Annotated in this window: 23 protein-coding genes and 1 pseudogene; 10 read left to right on the top strand and 14 right to left on the bottom strand. The window is 41.0% G+C overall.

Going from position 1 to position 19080, the window contains the following annotated elements:
• Window positions 1-35 precede the first annotated feature (35 nt).
• Window positions 36-383 carry an ArsR/SmtB family transcription factor gene (locus tag V7K62_RS09570; protein ID WP_104909018.1) on the top strand — a complete coding sequence of 116 codons (348 nt, stop codon included), beginning with the start codon at window positions 36-38 and terminating at the stop codon, window positions 381-383.
• An 84-nt stretch (window positions 384-467) separates the two neighbouring features.
• Here the strand turns inward: V7K62_RS09570 and V7K62_RS09565 are convergent, their stop codons facing one another.
• Both V7K62_RS09565 and V7K62_RS09560 read right to left on the bottom strand, forming a co-directional pair.
• Complete coding sequence (locus V7K62_RS09565) at window positions 468-1079, bottom strand: GerMN domain-containing protein (RefSeq protein ID WP_334863699.1); 612 nt, start codon at window positions 1077-1079, stop codon at window positions 468-470.
• 319 nt (window positions 1080-1398) lie between these two features.
• Window positions 1399-3213: a proline--tRNA ligase gene (locus tag V7K62_RS09560; RefSeq protein WP_334863698.1), complete on the bottom strand. Its 1815-nt coding sequence runs from the start codon at window positions 3211-3213 to the stop codon at window positions 1399-1401.
• Window positions 3214-3355: 142 nt separating this feature from the next.
• Here V7K62_RS09560 and V7K62_RS09555 point away from each other — a divergent pair, with 142 nt between their 5' ends.
• The 8 genes and pseudogenes from V7K62_RS09555 to V7K62_RS09520 all read left to right on the top strand — a co-directional run bounded on the left by V7K62_RS09555 (window position 3356) and on the right by V7K62_RS09520 (window position 9521).
• Window positions 3356-4738 carry a 1-acyl-sn-glycerol-3-phosphate acyltransferase gene (locus V7K62_RS09555; RefSeq protein WP_334863829.1) on the top strand — a complete coding sequence of 461 codons (1383 nt, stop codon included), beginning with the start codon at window positions 3356-3358 and terminating at the stop codon, window positions 4736-4738.
• A gap of 521 nt (window positions 4739-5259) precedes the next feature.
• A complete protein-coding gene (locus tag V7K62_RS09550; protein WP_334863697.1) occupies window positions 5260-6189 on the top strand; it encodes an XDD3 family exosortase-dependent surface protein in 930 nt (309 codons plus the stop codon).
• Window positions 6190-6721: 532 nt separating this feature from the next.
• Window positions 6722-6883, top strand: a pseudogene (locus V7K62_RS09545) (1-acyl-sn-glycerol-3-phosphate acyltransferase); the annotation flags it as partial.
• 114 nt (window positions 6884-6997) lie between these two features.
• Window positions 6998-7840 (top strand): ParA family protein, encoded by an 843-nt coding sequence (locus tag V7K62_RS09540; protein WP_334863696.1) that lies wholly within the window; start codon window positions 6998-7000, stop codon window positions 7838-7840.
• Window positions 7837-8469: a hypothetical protein gene (locus tag V7K62_RS09535; RefSeq protein WP_334863695.1), complete on the top strand. Its 633-nt coding sequence runs from the start codon at window positions 7837-7839 to the stop codon at window positions 8467-8469. Before V7K62_RS09540 ends, V7K62_RS09535 begins: the two co-directional genes overlap by 4 nt.
• Window positions 8470-8751: 282 nt before the next feature.
• Window positions 8752-9000 (top strand): FitA-like ribbon-helix-helix domain-containing protein, encoded by a 249-nt coding sequence (locus V7K62_RS09530; protein ID WP_334863693.1) that lies wholly within the window; start codon window positions 8752-8754, stop codon window positions 8998-9000.
• 57 nt (window positions 9001-9057) lie between these two features.
• Complete coding sequence (locus V7K62_RS09525; protein ID WP_334863828.1) at window positions 9058-9261, top strand: hypothetical protein; 204 nt, start codon at window positions 9058-9060, stop codon at window positions 9259-9261.
• On the top strand, window positions 9258-9521 hold the full coding sequence (locus V7K62_RS09520) for a type II toxin-antitoxin system RelE family toxin (RefSeq protein WP_334863692.1): 264 nt from the start codon (window positions 9258-9260) through the stop codon (window positions 9519-9521). Before V7K62_RS09525 ends, V7K62_RS09520 begins: the two co-directional genes overlap by 4 nt.
• Window positions 9522-9726: 205 nt before the next feature.
• Here the strand turns inward: V7K62_RS09520 and V7K62_RS09515 are convergent, their stop codons facing one another.
• The 12 genes from V7K62_RS09515 to V7K62_RS09460 all read right to left on the bottom strand — a co-directional run bounded on the left by V7K62_RS09515 (window position 9727) and on the right by V7K62_RS09460 (window position 16924).
• Window positions 9727-10275: a (2Fe-2S) ferredoxin domain-containing protein gene (locus V7K62_RS09515; protein WP_334863691.1), complete on the bottom strand. Its 549-nt coding sequence runs from the start codon at window positions 10273-10275 to the stop codon at window positions 9727-9729.
• Window positions 10276-10377: 102 nt separating this feature from the next.
• A complete protein-coding gene (nifT, locus tag V7K62_RS09510) occupies window positions 10378-10581 on the bottom strand; it encodes a putative nitrogen fixation protein NifT (protein WP_334863690.1) in 204 nt (67 codons plus the stop codon).
• Complete coding sequence (locus V7K62_RS09505) at window positions 10556-10843, bottom strand: nitrogen fixation protein NifZ (RefSeq protein WP_334863689.1); 288 nt, start codon at window positions 10841-10843, stop codon at window positions 10556-10558. The genes nifT and V7K62_RS09505 overlap by 26 nt, the downstream gene beginning before the upstream one ends.
• Window positions 10830-11963: a homocitrate synthase gene (nifV, locus tag V7K62_RS09500; protein WP_334863688.1), complete on the bottom strand. Its 1134-nt coding sequence runs from the start codon at window positions 11961-11963 to the stop codon at window positions 10830-10832. Before nifV ends, V7K62_RS09505 begins: the two co-directional genes overlap by 14 nt.
• Before the next feature lie 371 nt (window positions 11964-12334).
• Window positions 12335-12532 carry a DUF2949 domain-containing protein gene (locus V7K62_RS09495; protein ID WP_179064190.1) on the bottom strand — a complete coding sequence of 66 codons (198 nt, stop codon included), beginning with the start codon at window positions 12530-12532 and terminating at the stop codon, window positions 12335-12337.
• A 306-nt stretch (window positions 12533-12838) separates the two neighbouring features.
• On the bottom strand, window positions 12839-13084 hold the full coding sequence (locus V7K62_RS09490; RefSeq protein WP_334863687.1) for an Asr1405/Asl0597 family protein: 246 nt from the start codon (window positions 13082-13084) through the stop codon (window positions 12839-12841).
• Between the two features lie 80 nt (window positions 13085-13164).
• Window positions 13165-13905: a serine O-acetyltransferase gene (gene cysE, locus V7K62_RS09485; RefSeq protein ID WP_334863686.1), complete on the bottom strand. Its 741-nt coding sequence runs from the start codon at window positions 13903-13905 to the stop codon at window positions 13165-13167.
• 555 nt (window positions 13906-14460) lie between these two features.
• On the bottom strand, window positions 14461-14712 hold the full coding sequence (locus tag V7K62_RS09480; RefSeq protein WP_334863685.1) for a hypothetical protein: 252 nt from the start codon (window positions 14710-14712) through the stop codon (window positions 14461-14463).
• Window positions 14713-14994: 282 nt separating this feature from the next.
• The gene (locus V7K62_RS09475) at window positions 14995-15474 is read right to left on the bottom strand and encodes a hypothetical protein (protein WP_334863684.1); all 480 of its coding nucleotides are present in this window, start codon (window positions 15472-15474) and stop codon (window positions 14995-14997) included.
• A 238-nt stretch (window positions 15475-15712) separates the two neighbouring features.
• Window positions 15713-16156, bottom strand: a complete 444-nt coding sequence (locus tag V7K62_RS09470; RefSeq protein ID WP_334863683.1) for an HNH endonuclease — start codon at window positions 16154-16156, stop codon at window positions 15713-15715.
• Window positions 16157-16165: 9 nt separating this feature from the next.
• Window positions 16166-16420 (bottom strand): hypothetical protein, encoded by a 255-nt coding sequence (locus tag V7K62_RS09465; protein ID WP_334863682.1) that lies wholly within the window; start codon window positions 16418-16420, stop codon window positions 16166-16168.
• 279 nt (window positions 16421-16699) lie between these two features.
• Window positions 16700-16924, bottom strand: coding sequence for a type II toxin-antitoxin system HicB family antitoxin (locus tag V7K62_RS09460; protein WP_229470869.1), 225 nt, complete (start codon window positions 16922-16924; stop codon window positions 16700-16702).
• Between the two features lie 183 nt (window positions 16925-17107).
• Here V7K62_RS09460 and V7K62_RS09455 point away from each other — a divergent pair.
• Window positions 17108-19080 (top strand): tetratricopeptide repeat protein (locus V7K62_RS09455; protein ID WP_334863681.1); only part of this gene is annotated, 1973 nt, incomplete at its 3' end.

The raw sequence follows: 19080 nt of genomic DNA, 5'->3' as shown, positions 1-19080 counted from the left end.
TTGTTAAAACTTTCAGTCTTTGCGGGTTAATCCTGATGAAACAAACGTTGCCTTTACCACCAGAAGTGGTGCAACAAGTAGCTGAATACTTCAGCCTCTTAAGTGAGCCAATGCGCCTGCGGCTGCTACACTTATTACGGGATGAAGAAAAATGCGTGCAAGAGTTGGTAGAGGCAACACAAACTTCTCAGGCAAATGTGTCAAAACACCTGAAGGTAATGTGGCAAGCAGGTATTCTTAGCCGCCGCAGTGAAGGAACTTGCGCCTATTACCGGGTGGAAGATCAAATGATTTTTGATTTGTGTAATCGGGTTTGCGATCGCCTCGCCACAAGGTTGGAGCAGCAAGCCCGTAATTTTCGTGTATTAAATAGCAAACGTTAGTCTTTTGTCATTTGTCCTTTGTCATTTGTCACTTGTAAAAAACTAATGACCAATGACTAATGACGAATGACCAATGACCGATGATTAAAGCGGATAATCTTTTTGAAACTGTTCACGAGTTAGCGGTTGTTGTATCTCTACACCCTCACCGCCTAAAACATCCAACGGTTTGCCGTTCACATCAATGTACACCTTGGCTTTGGGATTTAAAGTTGTTGCAGTGTAAACAACTTGCCCTACACGGCCCATCATGGAGGTGCTACCACCACCGCTGGTAAAATCTTCAGATAAATTAACGTGAACTTCATTATTTTCCGCCTTCAGCCCCAATAGCTTGGTTCCTTTAGGGATAGTTGTCGAATCTGTCCCTGCTGTTGGGCCTGCTAACAAACTTTGGAAAGCTGCTTCTAAAGCCTGGTTGGGTAGTACCGAAGCTACTTTAACCGGCTGGGGAACCAAAGTAACATTTTTGTCCTTTGGTCTTAGCCAATAAACGTTGGGGGTTTGCTCATTACCTGGCTGCCTAGTTGATGGCTGTGCTGGCTGTTGAATGCGGCTAGAAGGATTTGATGGTGTGGGAGTATTGCTGGATTGTGTGGTAAACCAAGCTACACCACCACCCACCGCTACAACCACTGCTGATACAGCTGCAATTACGCCTGAAGAAATACGATTAGATCCTTGTTGGTCTTTCATGTTCAAAACCTTCCTAACTGAGGGCTGATATGGTAGTTATGTGAGGAGCAGCCTGGTTAAAGACGATACTTACAAGTGGAGAGTTTCCCACAAGTTGGAGGAGACTTTATGCCTTTTAATTCTGCAAGTCCCTGACTCAATTTTAGAATTTTTATTTGTAATCCGTCACCTGCCAAATTATGTAAATCTCATTCTTTCTGGAGATGATTAAATTTACAACGCAAAGGAACGCTGTAGACGCTTTTGCGGCTTGCCGCAGGCTGGAAAACGCAGAGGAACGCAAAGTAAAGTATTTATTCCTCTGCGTAAATTTTGGTGTTTAATTTTTTACCTGAATTGCTTCGGTAATCCACTGTTTGAGTGTTGTTGTAACTTCATCAATGACAATTTCTTGCGATTTACGGGTGGCTCTTTCTACAATTTCAACTTTGCCATTAGCGATCGCCCGCCCGGTTACAATTCTATAAGGGATGCCAATTAAATCAGCATCTTTAAATTTCACTCCCGCCCGTTCGTCGCGGTCATCAAGTAGGGTTTCAATTCCGGCTTGATTGAGTTCTGTGTAAAGCTTTTGGGCGATTTCGATTTGTTGAGCATCCTTAATGTTAGGAATTGTGACGATCGCGTGGTAGGGTGCGATCGCAACTGGCCAAATAATCCCATCCTTATCGTAAGATTGCTCTACGGCAGCTTGCGCTAGTCGTGATACACCTACGCCAAAACAACCCATAAATAGCGGCTTTTCTTCACCCTGTTCATTGGTATAAGTTGCACCCATCGCTTGGGAATATTTAGTACCTAATTGGAAGATGTGACCTGCTTCAATTCCACGGGCGCTTGCAAGATTTTGTTCGGGATTATGAATGGCGCGATCGCCTGGTCTTGCCTTGCGTATATCTACTATACTACTTGGCAACTTAAATTGCTCACCCCAATTAGCACCAACTACGTGATAACCAGCTTCATTCGCACCTGTAGCAAAGTTTTTTAAATCAACGGCTGTTTGATCTACCAAGCGCAAAAACTTGGGATGGATCTGCTTAGTGGCAGTAATATACTCATCTGCGATATCAGGCGCAATGTAACCTAAAGGTAGAGATTTAGCTGTCCATACTTGCTGGGCTTCTAAATTTGGTACATTTAAACTAATAATAGTTTTAGCACCATACTCAGAAGCTAATTTGGTCAATTCATTTTGCAACTTGACTTCATTAACTTCCTGATCGCCTCGGATGCTCACCAGAACTAACACCGTTAAACCATTATCATAAACTGTTTGATAAAGGACATTTTTGACTAATTGAGTGGGAGAAGAGTTGAGGAGTTGACAAACCTTTTCGATAGTTTCTGTTCCAGGTGTATCGCGTTTCTCATAGCTTGTAAACCGTGAGGTTTCGGCATCAATTGGTAAAGAAACAGCCTTTTCTACGTTAGCGGCGTATTTGCCATCCTCAGTGTAGAGAACTTCGTCTTCACCAGCTTCCGCCAAAATCATAAATTCTGTGGAACCAGAACCACCAATTGCACCAGAATCAGCTTCCACTGCCCGAAAAGCTAAACCAGAACGCCGCAGGATATTGCTGTAGGCTTTATACATATCCTGGTAAGTTTCTTTGAGGCTGGCTTCATCGGCATGGAAAGAGTAGCCGTCCTTCATGATAAACTCCCGTCCGCGCATTAAACCAAAGCGGGGACGAATTTCGTCGCGGAATTTGGTTTGAATTTGGTAGAGGTGTAGTGGTAGCTGACGATAAGAGCGAATCATATCACGAGCGATCGCTGTGATTACTTCCTCATGAGTTGGGCCTAATCCTAATTGTTGCTCACGGCGGTCAATTAGGGAAAACATAATTCCCTCAGCTTTAGTGTAAGTGTCCCAGCGTCCTGATTCCTTCCATAAATCAGCCGGTTGTAATTGCGGCAAAAGACATTCTTGTGCGCCTGTAGCGTTCATTTCTTCCCGCACAATCTGGGAAACTTTTTGCAGTACCCGCCACATCAGCGGCAGATAAGCATAAAGACCGCTACCGACGCGACGAATGTAACCTGCACGGAGTAATAATTTATGACTAGGAATCTCAGCATCAGCTGGGTCATCCCGGAGTGTAACGAATAACATTTGTGATAGTCGCATCGTTTATAGCCTTTCTTTGATCACTAATTTCTGTGTCAACTAAAGTATGAAGTATTAAGGATGAAGTACAAAGTACACAGTGTTATTTATTTTTACTTGTAGCTTTCCGCCTTTCTTGATCACAGCTTTAGGAGAAACTACTTTGGCAGATGTAATTTATCAAGCACAGGCACCCTTAGAATTTATTCCTCCGGCGTTTAACCCCTTATTACTACGAGTCGTCCATCTGTTGCTACCCAGTTGGATAAACTGGCAAACAGCTATTACCCAAATTGAAGCAGACAACGTAGAGGTTTTGGTGGATCTCTATCGCCAGTTTCAGGAGGATAAGATCCGTTTTATGCTGGCATTTCGCCATCCGAAAACAGACGATCCACTTTGTTTAGGTTACTTGTTTTCTCAACTCGTGCCAAAGGTAGCACGATCGCAAGGCACAGCGCTACAACTTCCCATCCACGCTCATTTTATCTACGATCGCGGCATTCCTCTATGGGCAGGTTCTCAGGTTGGTTGGATTGCTTCTCATTTAGGTGGTACTCCAATTCAGCGAGGTAAAGCTGACTGGACGGGATTACGTTCGGCGCGTGACTTGTTCGCCAATGGAAAATTCCCGATGGCGGCTGCACCAGAGGGCGCAACCAATGGTTTATCAGAGAATATCAGCCCCTTGGAACCCGGTATCGCCCAATTAGGCTTTTGGTGTGCTGAAGACTTGCACAAAGCTGGACGCGACCAACAGGTTCTAATTGTACCAGTTGGGATTAAATATAGTTACGTTGATGCTCCTTGGGATGCGATCGCCAATCTTTTAAGTGAATTGGAAGCGGCTAGTGGTTTACCTGTGAATCCACCAGAAAATGCTTCTGTGGAGTCGCTTTATCCCCGATTGTTGACTTTGGCAGAACATTTACTTTTGCTAATGGAAGAATTTTACACCCGGTTTTATCATCAAAAACTGGCAGATCCCAAGATTGTCACTGGGCAAATTCCAGATAGAAATGAAGCCTTAGCAGTTCGTTTGCAAGCTTTGTTGAATGCAGCGCTGTTAATATCAGAACAGTATTTTAATTTGCAGTCAAAAGGGAGTTTGAGAGACCGATGTCAGCGAGTAGAACAAGCGGGTTGGAATTATATATTTAGAGAAGAATTTAAGGATGTAAAAGGAGTATCTGCGGTTGAAAGAGCTTTAGGCGATCGCATTGCTGAAGAAGCGAATGCGCGGATGTGGCACATGCGTTTAGTAGAAAGTTTTGTGGCTGTTTCTGGTAATTATATTCGTGAAAATCCAACAGCAGAAAGGTTTGCTGAGACGACTTTAATTTTATGGCAGATGATTGCTAAAATCAAAGGCGATAAAGGTGTACATCGTCCGCAATTGGGTAAGCAAAAAGTCAAAATTACTGTGGGTAAACCGATATCTGTTTCTGAGCGCTACCCGACATATCAAGGGAATCGTTTGGCTGCTAGGCAAGCTGTTGCTGATGTAACGAATGATTTGCAACACGCCTTGGAAGGATTGATTTGATTAGGAGGGTTACATCTTTAGCTAGGAACCAGAATAAAGGTGTCAGTCGTCAGCAGGCTTATTGATTTCGACCCCTGGCTCCTGACTCTCTTAACTAGTAAGGTGTAATGTAAATGCCCAAGTGTTCATCCGAATCGGATATTACTTTCTAAAGTAGATAAATGCAGACAAAAAACTTCTAGCGATCGCGGGTTTAGATGCCCTGTACGGAGATGCTGGGGGGATATGGTTTATTAAGCTTACACAAACCCAAAAATTTTTCCAACTATCTAATTAAATGGGTGTAGAAAATCGTAGGCTACTAGACGTACTTGGTTTTGCTCCTATTTCACCTCTAACACCATTGGGTTAGATAAAAGCAATTTTCAGTAAAAATATCATTTTTTATTTGAGTTGTGTAAAATAACCGTTAAGTTATCCAAATTATATTTTCCGAAGAATCACGCTTTTCTGTTTTTGTAGTTCCAATTACAAATAGAGAAGTCCAGAAAATTGTGATTCTCTAAATCAAGTTATAAATAATGAAAACTCAAAGCTTATTCAATTTACTCAAGGTTGGCATTGCTACTTTTGGAATCTTCTTTGTGGCTGGTCAAGCAGCGTATGCCTCCGACTTAAAAGGAACAGCATTTAGCATATCTTTGGAGTGTATGAACGACACTACCGGTCTTTTGATGGGTCAAACCTCCACTGATGCTAACGGCTGGCAGTATGCACTTGATTCAAACAAAGATGGGATGAACGGTAATTACTGGGTTGGTGCCGCGCCAGGGACAGTAAATCCCTACGATATCTCTGGTATGGCTATCAAAGAAACTGCTACCAGCTTCATTGTGGCAATCAATGGAAATATGAAGTTAACAGGAGAGGCTGAACAGGGTGCTCTAGGTGGTCAGATTGGATATGGTGATTTGTTCTTCAACATGGCAGGTAAGACCTTTGAAAATGCTATGAGCAGTGGGGATTTGTTTGGTATTCACTTCTCCTCAGTGAATGCTTCAGGAGTCCAACAACTAGGTGTTTATAGTGGTGTTCAGGCAAAGACAGTTACTGATAGCAAAGAAGGCTACAGTGTTGGATATGGTGGTTTGGCAGGAGATGGATGGATTTCTTACGAAACTCAGGTAAAACAAGGTGGTGGTGTTGTCGGTTATGGTGATTTGACCAGTAGTTACTTTACCAATAACGGCAAGGACAAAACATTTAATCTCAATGTCATCGACTCTGGAAAATATCTTAATGGAATCTCGTTTCTAGCACAGGGGGATGTAACGCAGCAGTTGCTAACCACTGGCTATAATGCCAACAAATTCAACGGCACACAAACCATTGCATTTGAATTCAAGAAATCTGGTATAGTCCAATCGACTCCTGAGCCTGCTAGTCTCGCTGGTTTAGGAATCGTCGGTCTGGCCTTGGCTGGTAGCAAGCTACGCAAGAAATCAGCGTAGCAATTGGGTGGGGACTATTCGCAATAGGGCTTGATTTCTCTTCAGTGATTATGGACACGAGAAAAGACGACATTTTTCTCAAAAAAAATGATCGCTGGAGTAATGGAATTTTGGATAAAGCTTAAGCTAAAAGTATCTCAATCTCTATAGATTTCCCCACTCAACATTAAATAATTAAATTTCAATGCTCTTACTAGAAAGTAAGGGCATTTTTTATCTCAGAGAGTTATCAAATACAAAAACTACTCAGGCAATTCTCCAAACAATCTCGGTAACGCTCATAAGATTTGTCAAACGCAAGCAGACAAGCCGCTAGTTATTCTGCAAGTTCTAGATATAGCTGTGTCATACTGATGACATATCCGAAAAATAATGTAAAGACGTAGCAGTGTACGTCTCTACAAGGGTTCTGGATAATACATATTTAATTTCCTTTAACTTTTTATCCGACAAAGCATCAATCGGGTAATTCACCAAAACATTTCCGGTAAGGCTGCAAAAGTTGTTCAGCTAATTGTCGTTGCTATCGTTACAGCATCTACAATTGGATAAACAAAAAGTCAAAATTACTGTGGGTGAACCCATATCTATTTTCGAGCGTTACCCGGCGTATAAGGAAAATCGTTTGGGTGCTAGGCAAGCTGTTGCTGATGTGACGAATAATTTGCAGCACGTGTTAGAAGGATTGATCTGAAAAGGATGGTGAGGACAATTGCTTCAGATACCTCAAATCTTATGTTTCTATATATACAATTGGATTTGATACATCAGAAAACGATACATCTTCTAAACCTTAAAAGGATTATACATGGCTAAAAAAGTTTCCATTATCAATATGAAGGGTGGCGTTGGCAAGTCAACCCTCACTGTTAATCTTGCTTGGCACTTTGCTGCATACAGACATTGGTCACAGAAAGTTTTGGTTGTTGATCTTGACCCACAGTTCAATGCAAGCCAATACCTACTTGGCGTGAGTAAGTATAAGGCAATACTTGACAACGGTAAGCCAACTACATGGGATATTTTGGAACAGAACACACGTACACCTACAGGAGTTAGCAAAATTATTGACCCACACAAACCTATTCATAATGTTGTTACTTTTGTCAATAACGGCAGGATAGACCTTATCCCCTCAAGACTTGAACTCGCTTTCTCCCTGAAGAATCCTGCACAAAAGGAGAGACAACTTTCCAAAATACTTGCCAAGATAGACAATGAATATGATTTGATACTAATTGACTGTGCTCCAACTGAGTCAGTCTTGACTACAGCTGCGTATCTTGCCAGTGATTATCTGCTAGTTCCAGTAAAGCCAGAGTATCTTTCTGCTATTGGACTCCCTCTTTTGGTAAATTCCATGAATGATTTCAAGAACGAAAATGAGGAGCATAATTTGAGCCTTGCGGGAGTGGTTTTTAATGCCGCAGAGAATTATTATCCAGAAGAACAACTATCAAAAAACATGGTGCGAGATTTAGCTTCTAAACAGGGTTGGTATGTATTTCAAGCAGAGGTTCCTTACTCTAAATCATTTCCCAAAGGTGCAAGAGAGGGTAAGCCTATTATTAACACTTCATATGCTCGTACAGTTCAAAAAACACGTTTTATGAACTTTGCAGAAGAATTTGCTAAGAGGATTAGTCTGTGACAGATAAACCAGAATTTGAACTACTAATAGAAATTGCTAAACTGCTCAAAAAGCACAGTCCAGAGTTTTCTAAGAGTCTTGCTGAACTTCTTTCCTCGCCAAAAGTTATAGAACACTTAGTTTCGGTTCTCTCAAGTACTAACACAATAAGTTCAATAGGTATAACTCAGCAAATAAAGCCAACAGCAAGTAATCAAAACTTGAAAACACCTCGCTCATCATTAACCAAAAAAGCTAAAACATCTCAACAAAAAGAAAGTCAGTCAGCAAAAGGCAGTTTATCTGCAAGTGGCTCTTATCCGTCATTCTTAAAGGAGCTAGAGAAAACAGATCCTGAGAAATCAGCATTGCTTGTCAAACTTTATCATAGCCTGATGAACAAAACTCTCTTACCTAATCTGCAAGATATTCGCAATTTTGCATTAGATACAGGCTTATCAACAATAAAGGCAACCTCTCGCAACAAGGCAATCATTCCTCTTGTCAAGGATTTATTATCTTTGAATATTGAGGAATTAAAGACAAAACTTGATGGACTGATGCCAGTTTTGCCCCAAGATGATCGCAGTCTTGAAGCTTGGGCAAATATAATTTTAGATAAAGAACGGCAAACAAAACAAGAAGACTGAATTGAGTGAGTTATCTATTCAGGCAATTCATCAAAACGTTCTCGGTTTTGTAGTTCATTATCCACAGGAGTATCGTCGGAGCAAGGTAGCTCTTCTGAGGAAGGAACATACTCAGGTGTGTTGTAGTCTAACATGACAATTTATAGTCAAAATCTATGAATAAACGTCCGCTGATTTCACATTGAGATGACACCAGGATCAGCGCAAAAGAGCAATCATAACCGATTATAGCGTGTATACAAGCTATAATGGAAATTGACATAAAGATGCTATCAATTAATTTTGAACAATATTACTATATCTAATCTTGATGATGACATCAAATCTCGTTTACAAAAACGATCCGAAAAACATGGTCGTTCCCTTGAAGAAGAAGCTAGAGAAATTCTTCGTATTGCTCTAACAGAAAATCATGAACATCCCTTAAACTTAGCTAGGATGCTTGAGGAGCGTTTTGCAAATTTGGGAGACTTTGAATTACCTGAAATTAATAGAGAACCTATTCGCACCGTATCAACCTTTGAAGAATAATTATTATTGATAGCTAATATCCGAAAATTACAAATTTTGCAGTTGCAGAGGTTAATGATGGAAACCACAACGAAAAGACAAGAATTGTTAAAAGCAATTAATAAAAGACTAGAACAAGCTTATGAAGACACTTTAGAAGATGTGTTAGAACTTTTAGATATTAGGAAAGGAGAGGATGAAGAGGATATTAAAGCCTTTGAAGAAGCGGAAAATGAACCTACTATTACTTGGGAACAATACAAACAAGAATTAGAATCGTGACCTATCAAATAGAAATTTCAAACAGGGCTGTAAAACAATTAAAAAAATTATCTACTGATATTCGAGATAGAATTAACGAGAAAATTTTAGACTTGGCTGAAAATCCCTGTCCTAGCGGCGTTGTCAAGCTAGAAAATACTGATAATCAATATCGTATTCGTGTTGGTAATTATCGTGTTTTATATGAGATTAAAGATGATGTACTGATAGTTAAAGTTGTCAGAGTAGGACATCGAAGAGATGTTTATCGAGATGAGTAGCAGCAGTTATAACTTAGCCTTTGACAAGGGTGCTATGTAACCTTTCACACTCCCCCCTACTCTCAACGATAAATCAGGGGTTTCGACCATTTTGCAGGGAGGGAGTGAATAATTACGGTGCTACACAGACGATATTTACAACAAATAGGGGTAAAAATTTTACCCCTACAAAATTGTGTATTATTTTAAGAATAGCTAGAGAAGGTTATTGCTCTGAAGTTAAGTGACTTTCTAGCAAAGATGCGATCGCATCAGGATGAATATTCTTGTATTTCTTTTTACCAAGCTGCAAAACACAGTTGGGAGCGCTGCCACAGCATTTTTGGCAACTTGTATGTTCAATGGTAACTTTGTCTAATAAACCGCGATCGCACAAAGTTTTTTCTAATTCTGATAATAAACCTTTACCACCACGTTTCAGGCAACCTCCCTTTTGACATACCATAATCCTCGCTTTGGGTTGAGGTGGTAAATCTTGCTTTGGACACACATCAATTGGTGTCACCCGATAGGCTTTGATTTTTATTTTACTTGTGCGCGAGTCTACCTGACTATGACCACAAATGCGAATTTGCTGACCAGGAACTAAGGACGAACTTAGTAAACAACGCAACTCTTTAGGCAGTTTAATCTCTACATTTCCAGATGGAACTGCCAATTGCAAGTATTTATATTTTCCTGGTTCACCACCAACAAAACCTAGTAACTGTCCCTCAAGGTTCAATTCTGATAACGTCAAATACTTGTTACCCATGATTGATAAAAAGTTAGGAGTGGGGAGTTAAAAGCGAGGAGTTAGGAGTGAGGAGTTAGGAGTTAAAATTTATAACTCATAACTCTTAACTCCTAACTGTTTTTAAGCTAGGCGTTTAGCTTCTACTGTTTGAGGTAAATTTGCTGTGTCTGGGAAATTACTAAATTCCAATTCCCAACCATTTGCTAGGGTGAGAATCTTGCCATCATTCCCATCGGTTTGTTTGACGACTTCTTCTTCTAGGTCTTTTTTAGCAACGTAGACTACTAAAGTACCAGCATCATTCATCCGTAGCATTACTTTCATGAGATTCCTCAACAGATTCTAGTTCTTTTTTCATACAGCCGACGACGAACCCTGTTTCTAAGAAATGCACAGCATATATATAGGAAGTCTGCAAATATGTGCCTATACTTGCTATGTAGCCCATATCTCCCTTGTTTACCAAAACTTGGCCGACTTCCTTACCAGGAAAAGTACCATCGTTTTTCAGCAGTTTCCGAACTCTGACTTTTTCACCAATTTCAAAAGCAGGTGGCAAGTTTAGTTCTAATTCATCGCGTTGCATGAGAGTACCTCTGTTCTCTGACCAAGTTTAATAGTTCTTCTGTCGTCAAACTGCGTTTTTTCTGTACCGATTGATGGCGCACTGCGTCTAAAACAGATTGGGTTTCTTGGGGGTTCAAGAAAATTCCATGCTGTTCTAGCAAGTTAGCAACTAAATGCCGTCCAGAATGTTTTCCTACTACTAAACGCCGTTCCCAACCCACCTCTTCGGGAGCAAATGGTTCGTAGGTAATGGGGTTTTGCAATACCCCATGAGCATGGATGCCAGATTCGTGAGCAAAGGTATTTTCGCCAACGATCGCCTTCCAGGGTGGTACACTAGCACCTGATGCGGCTGCAACTAGTTGAGACAGTTCCAGCAAACTGGGAGTGTCAATGCCCAAATCAATGCCGTAGATGCGTTTGATCGCCATGACAACTTCTTCTAATGCTGCATTTCCCGCCCTTTCACCCAATCCGTTGACTGTGGTACTCACTGATGAGGCTCCAGCTTTGATACCCGCAAGCGCGTTGGCAGTTGCCAGACCAAAATCATTATGCGTGTGGATTTCTAAGGGAATCGTCAACGCTGAAACCAGCCGTTGGACTTTGGTGTAGGTGGTGAAGGGGTCGAGAACTCCTACAGTGTCGCAGAAGCGGAAACGGGATGCACCCCATTCTTGGGCATAAAGTGCTACATCTAAAAGGAAGTTTTCATCAGCCCTGGAAGAATCTTCTCCGCCGACTGCTACCCAAAGACCTTGATCGAGGGCGAAGTTGATTGAGTCTTTGAGTTTCTGTAAACTTACTCGCCACTGACCATGAAATTTAGTGGCAATGTGGATACCTGAGACGGGAATGGCAATATGCACCCGGTTCAAACCACAGGCGATAGAAGCCTTAATATCTGAGATGACAGCGCGGTTCCAGCCCAAGAGTTTTGCTTGTAAACCCAAGTTAGAAATTGCGGTGATCGCCCGTGTTTCTTCATCACCCATTGCCGGTATCCCGACTTCTAATTCCGGTATACCAATGGCATCGAGAAACTTAGCTATCGCTACTTTTTCTTGTAGGGTAAAAGCAACACCTGCTGCTTGTTCGCCATCACGTAATGTAGTGTCATTAATTATGATTTGATTCATTGCAAATATCCCTCTCTTGGAAGTATTCTTAATATCCTTTCCCTCTACAATCCCCAGCGATAGCAAATGCTAAAAATATCACAATTCATAATGTAGGATACATGATCCTTAATTATTGCCCCATTATTAGCATCACATCTGTATGGCAGGGAACTAAAACAATGTATAATTTACTAATCGTTTTTACCGATGTCAGTTGAAATGTCTTCGAGTAGCAATGAACTAATATAACTATTAGCAAATCCGGAACAAAGTAATACACAGAATCCAGCAATTAAGGATGTAATCATCTTCGTAACCTCATCTTTTCTAGTGGATTTGGGTGTAATTTAGGCTGGTAATGGTACTCAAAGCTAAAGGGTACAAATTTGCTAACTGTGGTCTGCTAGCCAATCAAATATCTTTCCTAACTGCTCCAAGTCAACTAAACCATACTGCCAGAGGAGCATCGGTAGTGGCCCATTTTCTAATTCACGGTGTCGCAGAGCTACAGCAATATCAGCATTTGAAAGTTCAAGTTCATTGTGCAAAAAATTGAGGAGTTTTATATCTCTGTTCCGAGTCGCCATAATTGATTGAACTTTCAATTTATTAATTTGGGAAAAAATTAAAAATCGGAAATCCCAATTTATATTTGAGAATTTCGCCTTTTTAATTGTTGCTATATGTCAGAGAAGTTTCAGATTTAGTAGACCCAACAAAATCTAAACCCCGTCTAATCCATCTCAGTCTGCAACAAATTCTCCTAGCGGACAGTAGCTTCAACTTCTAAACCTATTTGAGCTTTGTGCATCTATGGACAAAAAGGATAAAGTCCAGTACTTGCGTCATGAATTCAAGATTAATCGTCTCTGAATTAGGTCTTTTAGAAATAATCATGACTGATCGCTGTAATCCCAGCAACGCTCTAGCCACTCTAATAATTCGTGACGAGAAGCAAGAAGTTGCATAACTGTACTACGAATCAGAATGACTTCTAGCAAATTGTTCACTTGCACTCGTAAAGAACCATCGGGGGGACAGTAGCTCTTAATTTTTAACTCTTGCAAACGGTGATAGATTCGCCAGCGATCGCTCAAAGGAATCTGCAAAACTTGATCGCCTAAAGTATTATTTGTCATTTGTCCTTTGTCCTTTGTCTTTTGTACGTCGTCCTTTCTCATTTGTCCGTTGTCATTTGCAAATGACCAATAACCAATGACTAATGACTCTTGACTTCTAAAGTTTGCAGTTGTTTTTCGAGTTGCTCGATGCGCGAGAGCAAAGAACGAATCACGGTTGCTTCCATATCAGGTAGCTTTCCATGTTCTAAAGGAGAAAGGCTGGCGCTTTCGTTCCGAGAAATAATTCTGCCGGGAACTCCTACAACAGTGCGATCGCTGGGGACATTCTGCAAGACAACCGAACCAGCACCAATACGGACGCGATCCCCAATTTGCAGATTACCCAAAACTTTCGCACCCGCCCCAATCACTGCATTTTTGCCGACTGTGGGATGACGCTTACCAGTTTCTTTACCAGTTCCGCCAAGGGTAACGCCCTGGTAAATCAGTGTGTAGTCGCCCACGATCGCAGTTTCGCCAATCACAACACCCATTCCGTGGTCGATAAACACGCCTTGACCAATCTCTGCACCTGGGTGAATTTCAATTCCGGTCAAAAATCGCCCCAAATGAGAAATTAAGCGGGGGATAAAACCGACTCCTCGACCATCTAACCAGTGAGCAAGACGATGCAAACATAGCGCGTGCAATCCAGGGTAGCAAAACACCACTTCTAGCCAATTACGTGCTGCTGGATCGCGCTCAAAAATAATGCGAAAATCACTCAATAATGGCTCAAAAAAAACGCCAGAGAGGAGATTTTTCAGCATGGATGTATGGGCAGAATCCTGCGTTTTGGTAGTTTGGGAATCACTAATACTGTCTAAAGACTGTTGCATCGGTAATGTCTATCTGGTAAAAAGAGTCATCTGCTATTTTTATGCTTATATCAGGTGACTTTCAACTCGATAGAAAACCCAATGCTGATTGGATTTATTGGATTGATTAAACTTGTACTCAAACGCCAAGACCCCGACTCAAGATAAACTTAAAATTTGTCTTGGGATAGGGGTGCTAGTATTTAACGATGGGGGTACTAGTATTTTTGGGGCAGGGGTTAAGAATTTCTGTTCTCGCTACAAGAAACTTTACCCGTAAGCCTTTGCTAAGATTTCGTCAAGATATTTTGCAATATATTAAGCTGTACTCAGATGCACTCAAATATGAGTTAGATGAGACTACAAATCAATATTCTGTATATGCTACTACTATTATTATCCTATTATTTGGTTAGACGAAAGACAGGTTTCTTTATTTTCTCTTAGGATTTGCTGTCTGTATGTATCTATACGTTTCAAAATATAGTTATCGCTCATCGTAACTGTTTTCTTATTATATAGATGTGTAGGAATAGCGATCGCAAAATCCTAGAACAACATAATAGGTAAATGTTCTCATAGCGCCCCTACCAACGAAACCTCTAAAGGTGGATTCATCCGGTTCAAATACTCGACGACGGAGATAAAAGGTGGATTCATCCGGTTCAAATACTCGTTAACGGAGATAAAAGGTGGATTCATCCGGTTCAAATACTCGACGACGGAGATAAAAGGTGGATTCATCCAGTTCAAATACTCGACGACGGAGATAAAAGGTGGATTCATCCGGTTCAAATACTCGACGACGGAGATAAAAGGTGGATTCATCCAGTTCAAATACTCGACGACGGAGATAAAAGGTGGATGAACAAAGTAAGGGCGTACATCTGTACGCCCTTACAGCAAATGTATTTATAGTGCTTCTGTGTTGAGTTTAATACAGACCTAACCCCCAACCCCTTCCCTACAAGGGAAGGGGAGTAAGATTCAAAGCCTCTCTCTTCTTAGGAGAGAGGTTTGGAGAGAGGTCAAAAGATATTGCACACAAACGAGAAGCCTATATTGCAAAGATGTTAGAAAATAATATAAGACTCGCCGATGAGTATTAACTTATGAAGCAACGGAAGTTTTTGCAGATTTTCCTTTACCAATAGCTTTAAAACGTTCCCCCAACTGTTCAGCGACAGTTTTTAAGCCTGGAGTCTTTTTCGATGCAGTCTTCACGTAATCATAAACAGTCAAACTGCTAGTCATAGCTTCACTACCGACAGCCATTAGGGTATCATCTACCTGTTCGGTAAGTTGCTGCATTGAGGTTAAAAGTTCGGTAAGCGCAGCTGCTAATTGATAATCTTGAACCAGTTCCTCAACGTCAAAAGTTGCTGGAAGAATTTCGCGGTTAGACTGAGCAGCAGTAATGCTATTGTTCACAAAGGCTAGGCTTTTATCGCCCATTTTTACTAACTTACGCCGTTCTTCAGTGCTGAGAGTAATTAGAAACGGCATCTTTTTTTGGACAGTCTGTAGCGCGGCTTTAATTTCTTGGATATCTTGTGGCGAAAGGGTGGCTGCAATATTTTGATAAGCCATTATATATTTACCTTAAGGGTTCTAACGGTGAAGTAGCAAGTGTTGCTAAGTATAGAATTCCCATTTGTCAGCGCGATCGCACATTTTCTGATAATTTTTAGTTTAGTAGGGTGTCTTAGGGCAGCGTAACGCACCGCAATACAACTAGCTAATTAATAATCCCGAACAATTTCTTCAAGCGATGTCTACGACGGACTTCTCTACGAGAGGCTACGCCAACGCCGACGCACATCATAACCTATTTATTTATCTGTTTTAGCGCTGATGCTGAGGGATACTGACCAGATGCAATCAAAGCTTGTCGTTCAATAATCCTTTCGTCGCCGTTAAAATCTAGAATACGTGCGGTGACTTCACCAATATCTGTTTGATGCACAATTACAGCCTCATCTAGTCGAAAATGCTCACCCCAAAAGTCTCTGCGTGGGTTAAAAAATCGCACAAGTTCGCCAGTTTGCCAATTAATTGACCCCAAATCCGTGCCTTTTTGCAGGTTACAGAAAATACAGGCATAGCAGAGATTATCTGCTGTTGTAGCGCCGCCGTGTTTGACACTGATTATATGGTCAACTTGACAACCCGATGATCTATCTACTTCAGAAACGAGACAATACTCGCAAATATGCTCGGCGCGATCGCTAACTAAACGCCGCAATTCTGCATTAATATATAGACGAGACATTTTGAATACTTACTTAGGGTTAACGTACTGATTAGCTCTTGCTTTTGCCAAAGTCATAATATGCTCTAGCGTGAGGAAATGATCTAACTCTCGCTGGTCACTTCCTGTAAGACCTTCAGTTTTTGCGCGGTAAACGAGATCCTCTAAACGGTCTTTGGCTGTATCCGAAAGTTGGAAATCGATAACGCTTTGGGGAGTGGTTCCAGCAGCAATAAACTCTATAATTTCGTCGTAGACTTTGGCTGTATTTACAGATGTAGTCATGAGATTACCTCTTTTTATTTAATTTTACTGATTTACAACGCTACTTTTAACGACTTTCCTAGCGTTTTAGAGGATGTTTGAAAAGTCTTCTGGTCGGTAGCAAAACATTTTAGATTCCCCTAAATCCCCCGATCAATTGGGGGACTTTGATTCCGGTTCCCCCCTTTTAAAGGGGGGTTAGGGGGGATCAATAACTGCTTAAATAGATAATACTAAGCTTTTCTTTTGCATCTGTTTACATTTTCACTCCCCTGATTTACCACTACTCTCTTTGCTTATCTATGCAACTTCCAAAGATTTTCCTAGCGTTTTAGGCTCTGGTAGAGGTTCACCATCAGCTAAAGATGATTCAATCAGCATTTCTAAAACTTCTTGAGCATTTTTAAGAGCATCTTCATAAGTCTCTCCGTGAGTGCAAGGCTGCATTATATGCGTAAACTCAGGTAAGAAAACTACATAACATTGGTCTTCTTCTGACCATTGAATCACGATTGTATATTTCATTCTTCTGTCTCCTCGTCTTCTTTCATTTTATTGAGTTCTTCTAGTGCTTCATTGACTTGCTTTTCTAAATAAGGTTTGGCATCGCTACCATCTCTGCCACTTATCTACTATTTTGCGATTTCTGAGATGAATAGCTTATAGTGAAGCGATAATAATTACATTTTGCCAATAAAAGCACAGTTTATGACCTGCTGCCTGAATCCAGTTTGCCACAATCCGCCCAATAGCGATCGCACAATGTTTTGCACAAACTGCGGCACAGGATTGGTAGTGTTCAGAAACCGCTATTGCCCGATTAAATCATTAACTAGTGGGGGATTTGGTAAAACTTATTTAGCAGAAGATATAGACAAACTCAATGAGCCTTGTCTCATCAAACAATTTGCACCCCAAGTACAGGGAACAGCATCACTCAACAAAGCCACAGAACTATTTGAGCAAGAAGCAAGGCGACTGCAACAGTTAGGCAAACATCCCCAAATTCCCACACTCTTGGCGTATTTTAATGAAGATAATCGCTTGTATTTAGTGCAGGAGTTTATCGACGGGCAGAATTTATTAGCGGAATTACAACAGCAGGGAATTTTCAACGAGCAAAAAGTCAGAGAATTATTGCTTGATTTATTAGATATTCTCAAAACAGTTCATCAACAGAAAGTCATTCACCGCGATATTAAACCAGAGAATATTATTCGTCGCGGTGATGGGAAGTTGGTACTGATTGACTTTGGTGCATCCAAACAATTGACAGCAACGGTGATGACGCAAGTAGGAACAGCGATCGGTTCATTTGGTTATGCGCCATTAGAACAGATGCAGGGAGGTGAAGCTTACCCAGCCAGTGATTTATATAGTATCGGTGCAACTTGCTTTCACCTGTTGAGTGGAATTCCCCCTTGGGATTTGTGGAAACGACAAGGTTATGGCTGGGTTAGTACTTGGAGAAAGCATTTGCAGCAACCAGTGAGTCAGAATTTGGGGCTGATGCTGGATAAATTGTTGCAAGAAGAACACCAGCAGCGTTATCAATCGGCTGAGGAAGTTTTAAAAGCGTTAAATTCACAGTCTGTTTATTTGCTAGAACTGACAAATCCAGTAACAATAGAACAGAAAAGTGTTGATACTTACTATAACGAAGGATTAGAAAAATACAACAACAAAGATTTCCTCGGTGCAATTGAAGATTACACCCAAGCCATCACAATTAATCCCAACTATGTAGATGCTTATTGCAATCGGGGTTTAGCTCGCTCGGAATTAGGAGATCAGCAAGCAGCAATTGCAGATTACACCCAAGCTATCAATATTAATCCCAACTATGCAGATGCTTACATGAAGCGGGGTTATGTTCGCTTTGCTTTAGGAGATAAGCAAGCAGCAATTGAAGATTACACTCAAGCCATCAGAATTAATCCCAACGATGCAGGAGCTTATTTCTACCGGGGTTATGTTCACTCTGAATTAGGCGATCAGCAAGCAGCAATTAAAGATTACAACCAAGCTATAAAAATTAATCCCAACGATGCACTAGCTTACTACAACCGGGGTTTCGCTCGCGGTCGATTAGGAGATAAGCAAGCAGCAATTGAAGATTTCACTCAAGCTATAAAAATTAATCCCAACGATGCACTAGCTCATTTCTACCGGGGTTTAGCTTGCGATGAATTAGGAGATAAACAAACAGCAATTGCAAACTACACCCAAGCCATCAACATTAATCCCAACTATACAAATGCTTACAACAACCGGGGTTTAGCTCGCTCTGAATTAGGAGATCAGCAAGCAGCAATTGCAGACTACACTCAAGCTATCAAAATTAATCCTACCGATGCAGTAGCTTATTGCAATCGGGGTTTAGCTCGCTCTGAATTAGGAGATCAGCAAGCAGCAATTGCAGATTACACCCAATCCATCAACATTAATCCCGATTTTGCAGTAGCTTATTTTTACCGGGGTTTAGCTCACTATAAATTAGGAGATCACCAAGCTGCAATTGAAGACTACACTCAAGCCATCAAAATTAATCCCAACGATGCACTAGCTTATTGCAACCGGGGTCATGCTCGCTCTGAATTAGGAGATCAGCAAGCAGCAATTGCAGATTACACCCAATCCATCAACATTAATCCCGATTTTGCAGTAGCTTATTTTTACCG

Origin of the sequence: Nostoc sp. (assembly GCF_036917935.1) — a bacterium.
GTDB lineage: Bacteria > Cyanobacteriota > Cyanobacteriia > Cyanobacteriales > Nostocaceae > Nostoc.
Note: the sequence above shows the minus strand (reverse complement) of the source record. Positions and strands in the feature narration are given on the sequence as shown.

Excerpts from the sequence above, each read along its gene's own strand:
- V7K62_RS09570 (WP_104909018.1), top strand. The coding sequence starts at position 36 with ATGAAACAAACGTTGCCTTTACCACCAGAAGTGGTGCAACAAGTAGCT.
- V7K62_RS09565 (WP_334863699.1), bottom strand. The coding sequence starts at position 1,079 with ATGAAAGACCAACAAGGATCTAATCGTATTTCTTCAGGCGTAATTGCA.
- V7K62_RS09560 (WP_334863698.1), bottom strand. The coding sequence starts at position 3,213 with ATGCGACTATCACAAATGTTATTCGTTACACTCCGGGATGACCCAGCT.
- V7K62_RS09550 (WP_334863697.1), top strand. The coding sequence starts at position 5,260 with ATGAAAACTCAAAGCTTATTCAATTTACTCAAGGTTGGCATTGCTACT.
- V7K62_RS09540 (WP_334863696.1), top strand. The coding sequence starts at position 6,998 with ATGGCTAAAAAAGTTTCCATTATCAATATGAAGGGTGGCGTTGGCAAG.
- V7K62_RS09525 (WP_334863828.1), top strand. The coding sequence starts at position 9,058 with ATGGAAACCACAACGAAAAGACAAGAATTGTTAAAAGCAATTAATAAA.
- V7K62_RS09515 (WP_334863691.1), bottom strand. The coding sequence starts at position 10,275 with ATGGGTAACAAGTATTTGACGTTATCAGAATTGAACCTTGAGGGACAG.
- nifT (WP_334863690.1), bottom strand. The coding sequence starts at position 10,581 with ATGAAAGTAATGCTACGGATGAATGATGCTGGTACTTTAGTAGTCTAC.
- V7K62_RS09505 (WP_334863689.1), bottom strand. The coding sequence starts at position 10,843 with ATGCAACGCGATGAATTAGAACTAAACTTGCCACCTGCTTTTGAAATT.
- nifV (WP_334863688.1), bottom strand. The coding sequence starts at position 11,963 with ATGAATCAAATCATAATTAATGACACTACATTACGTGATGGCGAACAA.
- V7K62_RS09495 (WP_179064190.1), bottom strand. The coding sequence starts at position 12,532 with ATGGCGACTCGGAACAGAGATATAAAACTCCTCAATTTTTTGCACAAT.
- V7K62_RS09490 (WP_334863687.1), bottom strand. The coding sequence starts at position 13,084 with ATGACAAATAATACTTTAGGCGATCAAGTTTTGCAGATTCCTTTGAGC.
- cysE (WP_334863686.1), bottom strand. The coding sequence starts at position 13,905 with ATGCAACAGTCTTTAGACAGTATTAGTGATTCCCAAACTACCAAAACG.
- V7K62_RS09480 (WP_334863685.1), bottom strand. The coding sequence starts at position 14,712 with ATGAATCCACCTTTTATCTCCGTCGTCGAGTATTTGAACCGGATGAAT.
- V7K62_RS09475 (WP_334863684.1), bottom strand. The coding sequence starts at position 15,474 with ATGGCTTATCAAAATATTGCAGCCACCCTTTCGCCACAAGATATCCAA.
- V7K62_RS09470 (WP_334863683.1), bottom strand. The coding sequence starts at position 16,156 with ATGTCTCGTCTATATATTAATGCAGAATTGCGGCGTTTAGTTAGCGAT.
- V7K62_RS09465 (WP_334863682.1), bottom strand. The coding sequence starts at position 16,420 with ATGACTACATCTGTAAATACAGCCAAAGTCTACGACGAAATTATAGAG.
- V7K62_RS09460 (WP_229470869.1), bottom strand. The coding sequence starts at position 16,924 with ATGAAATATACAATCGTGATTCAATGGTCAGAAGAAGACCAATGTTAT.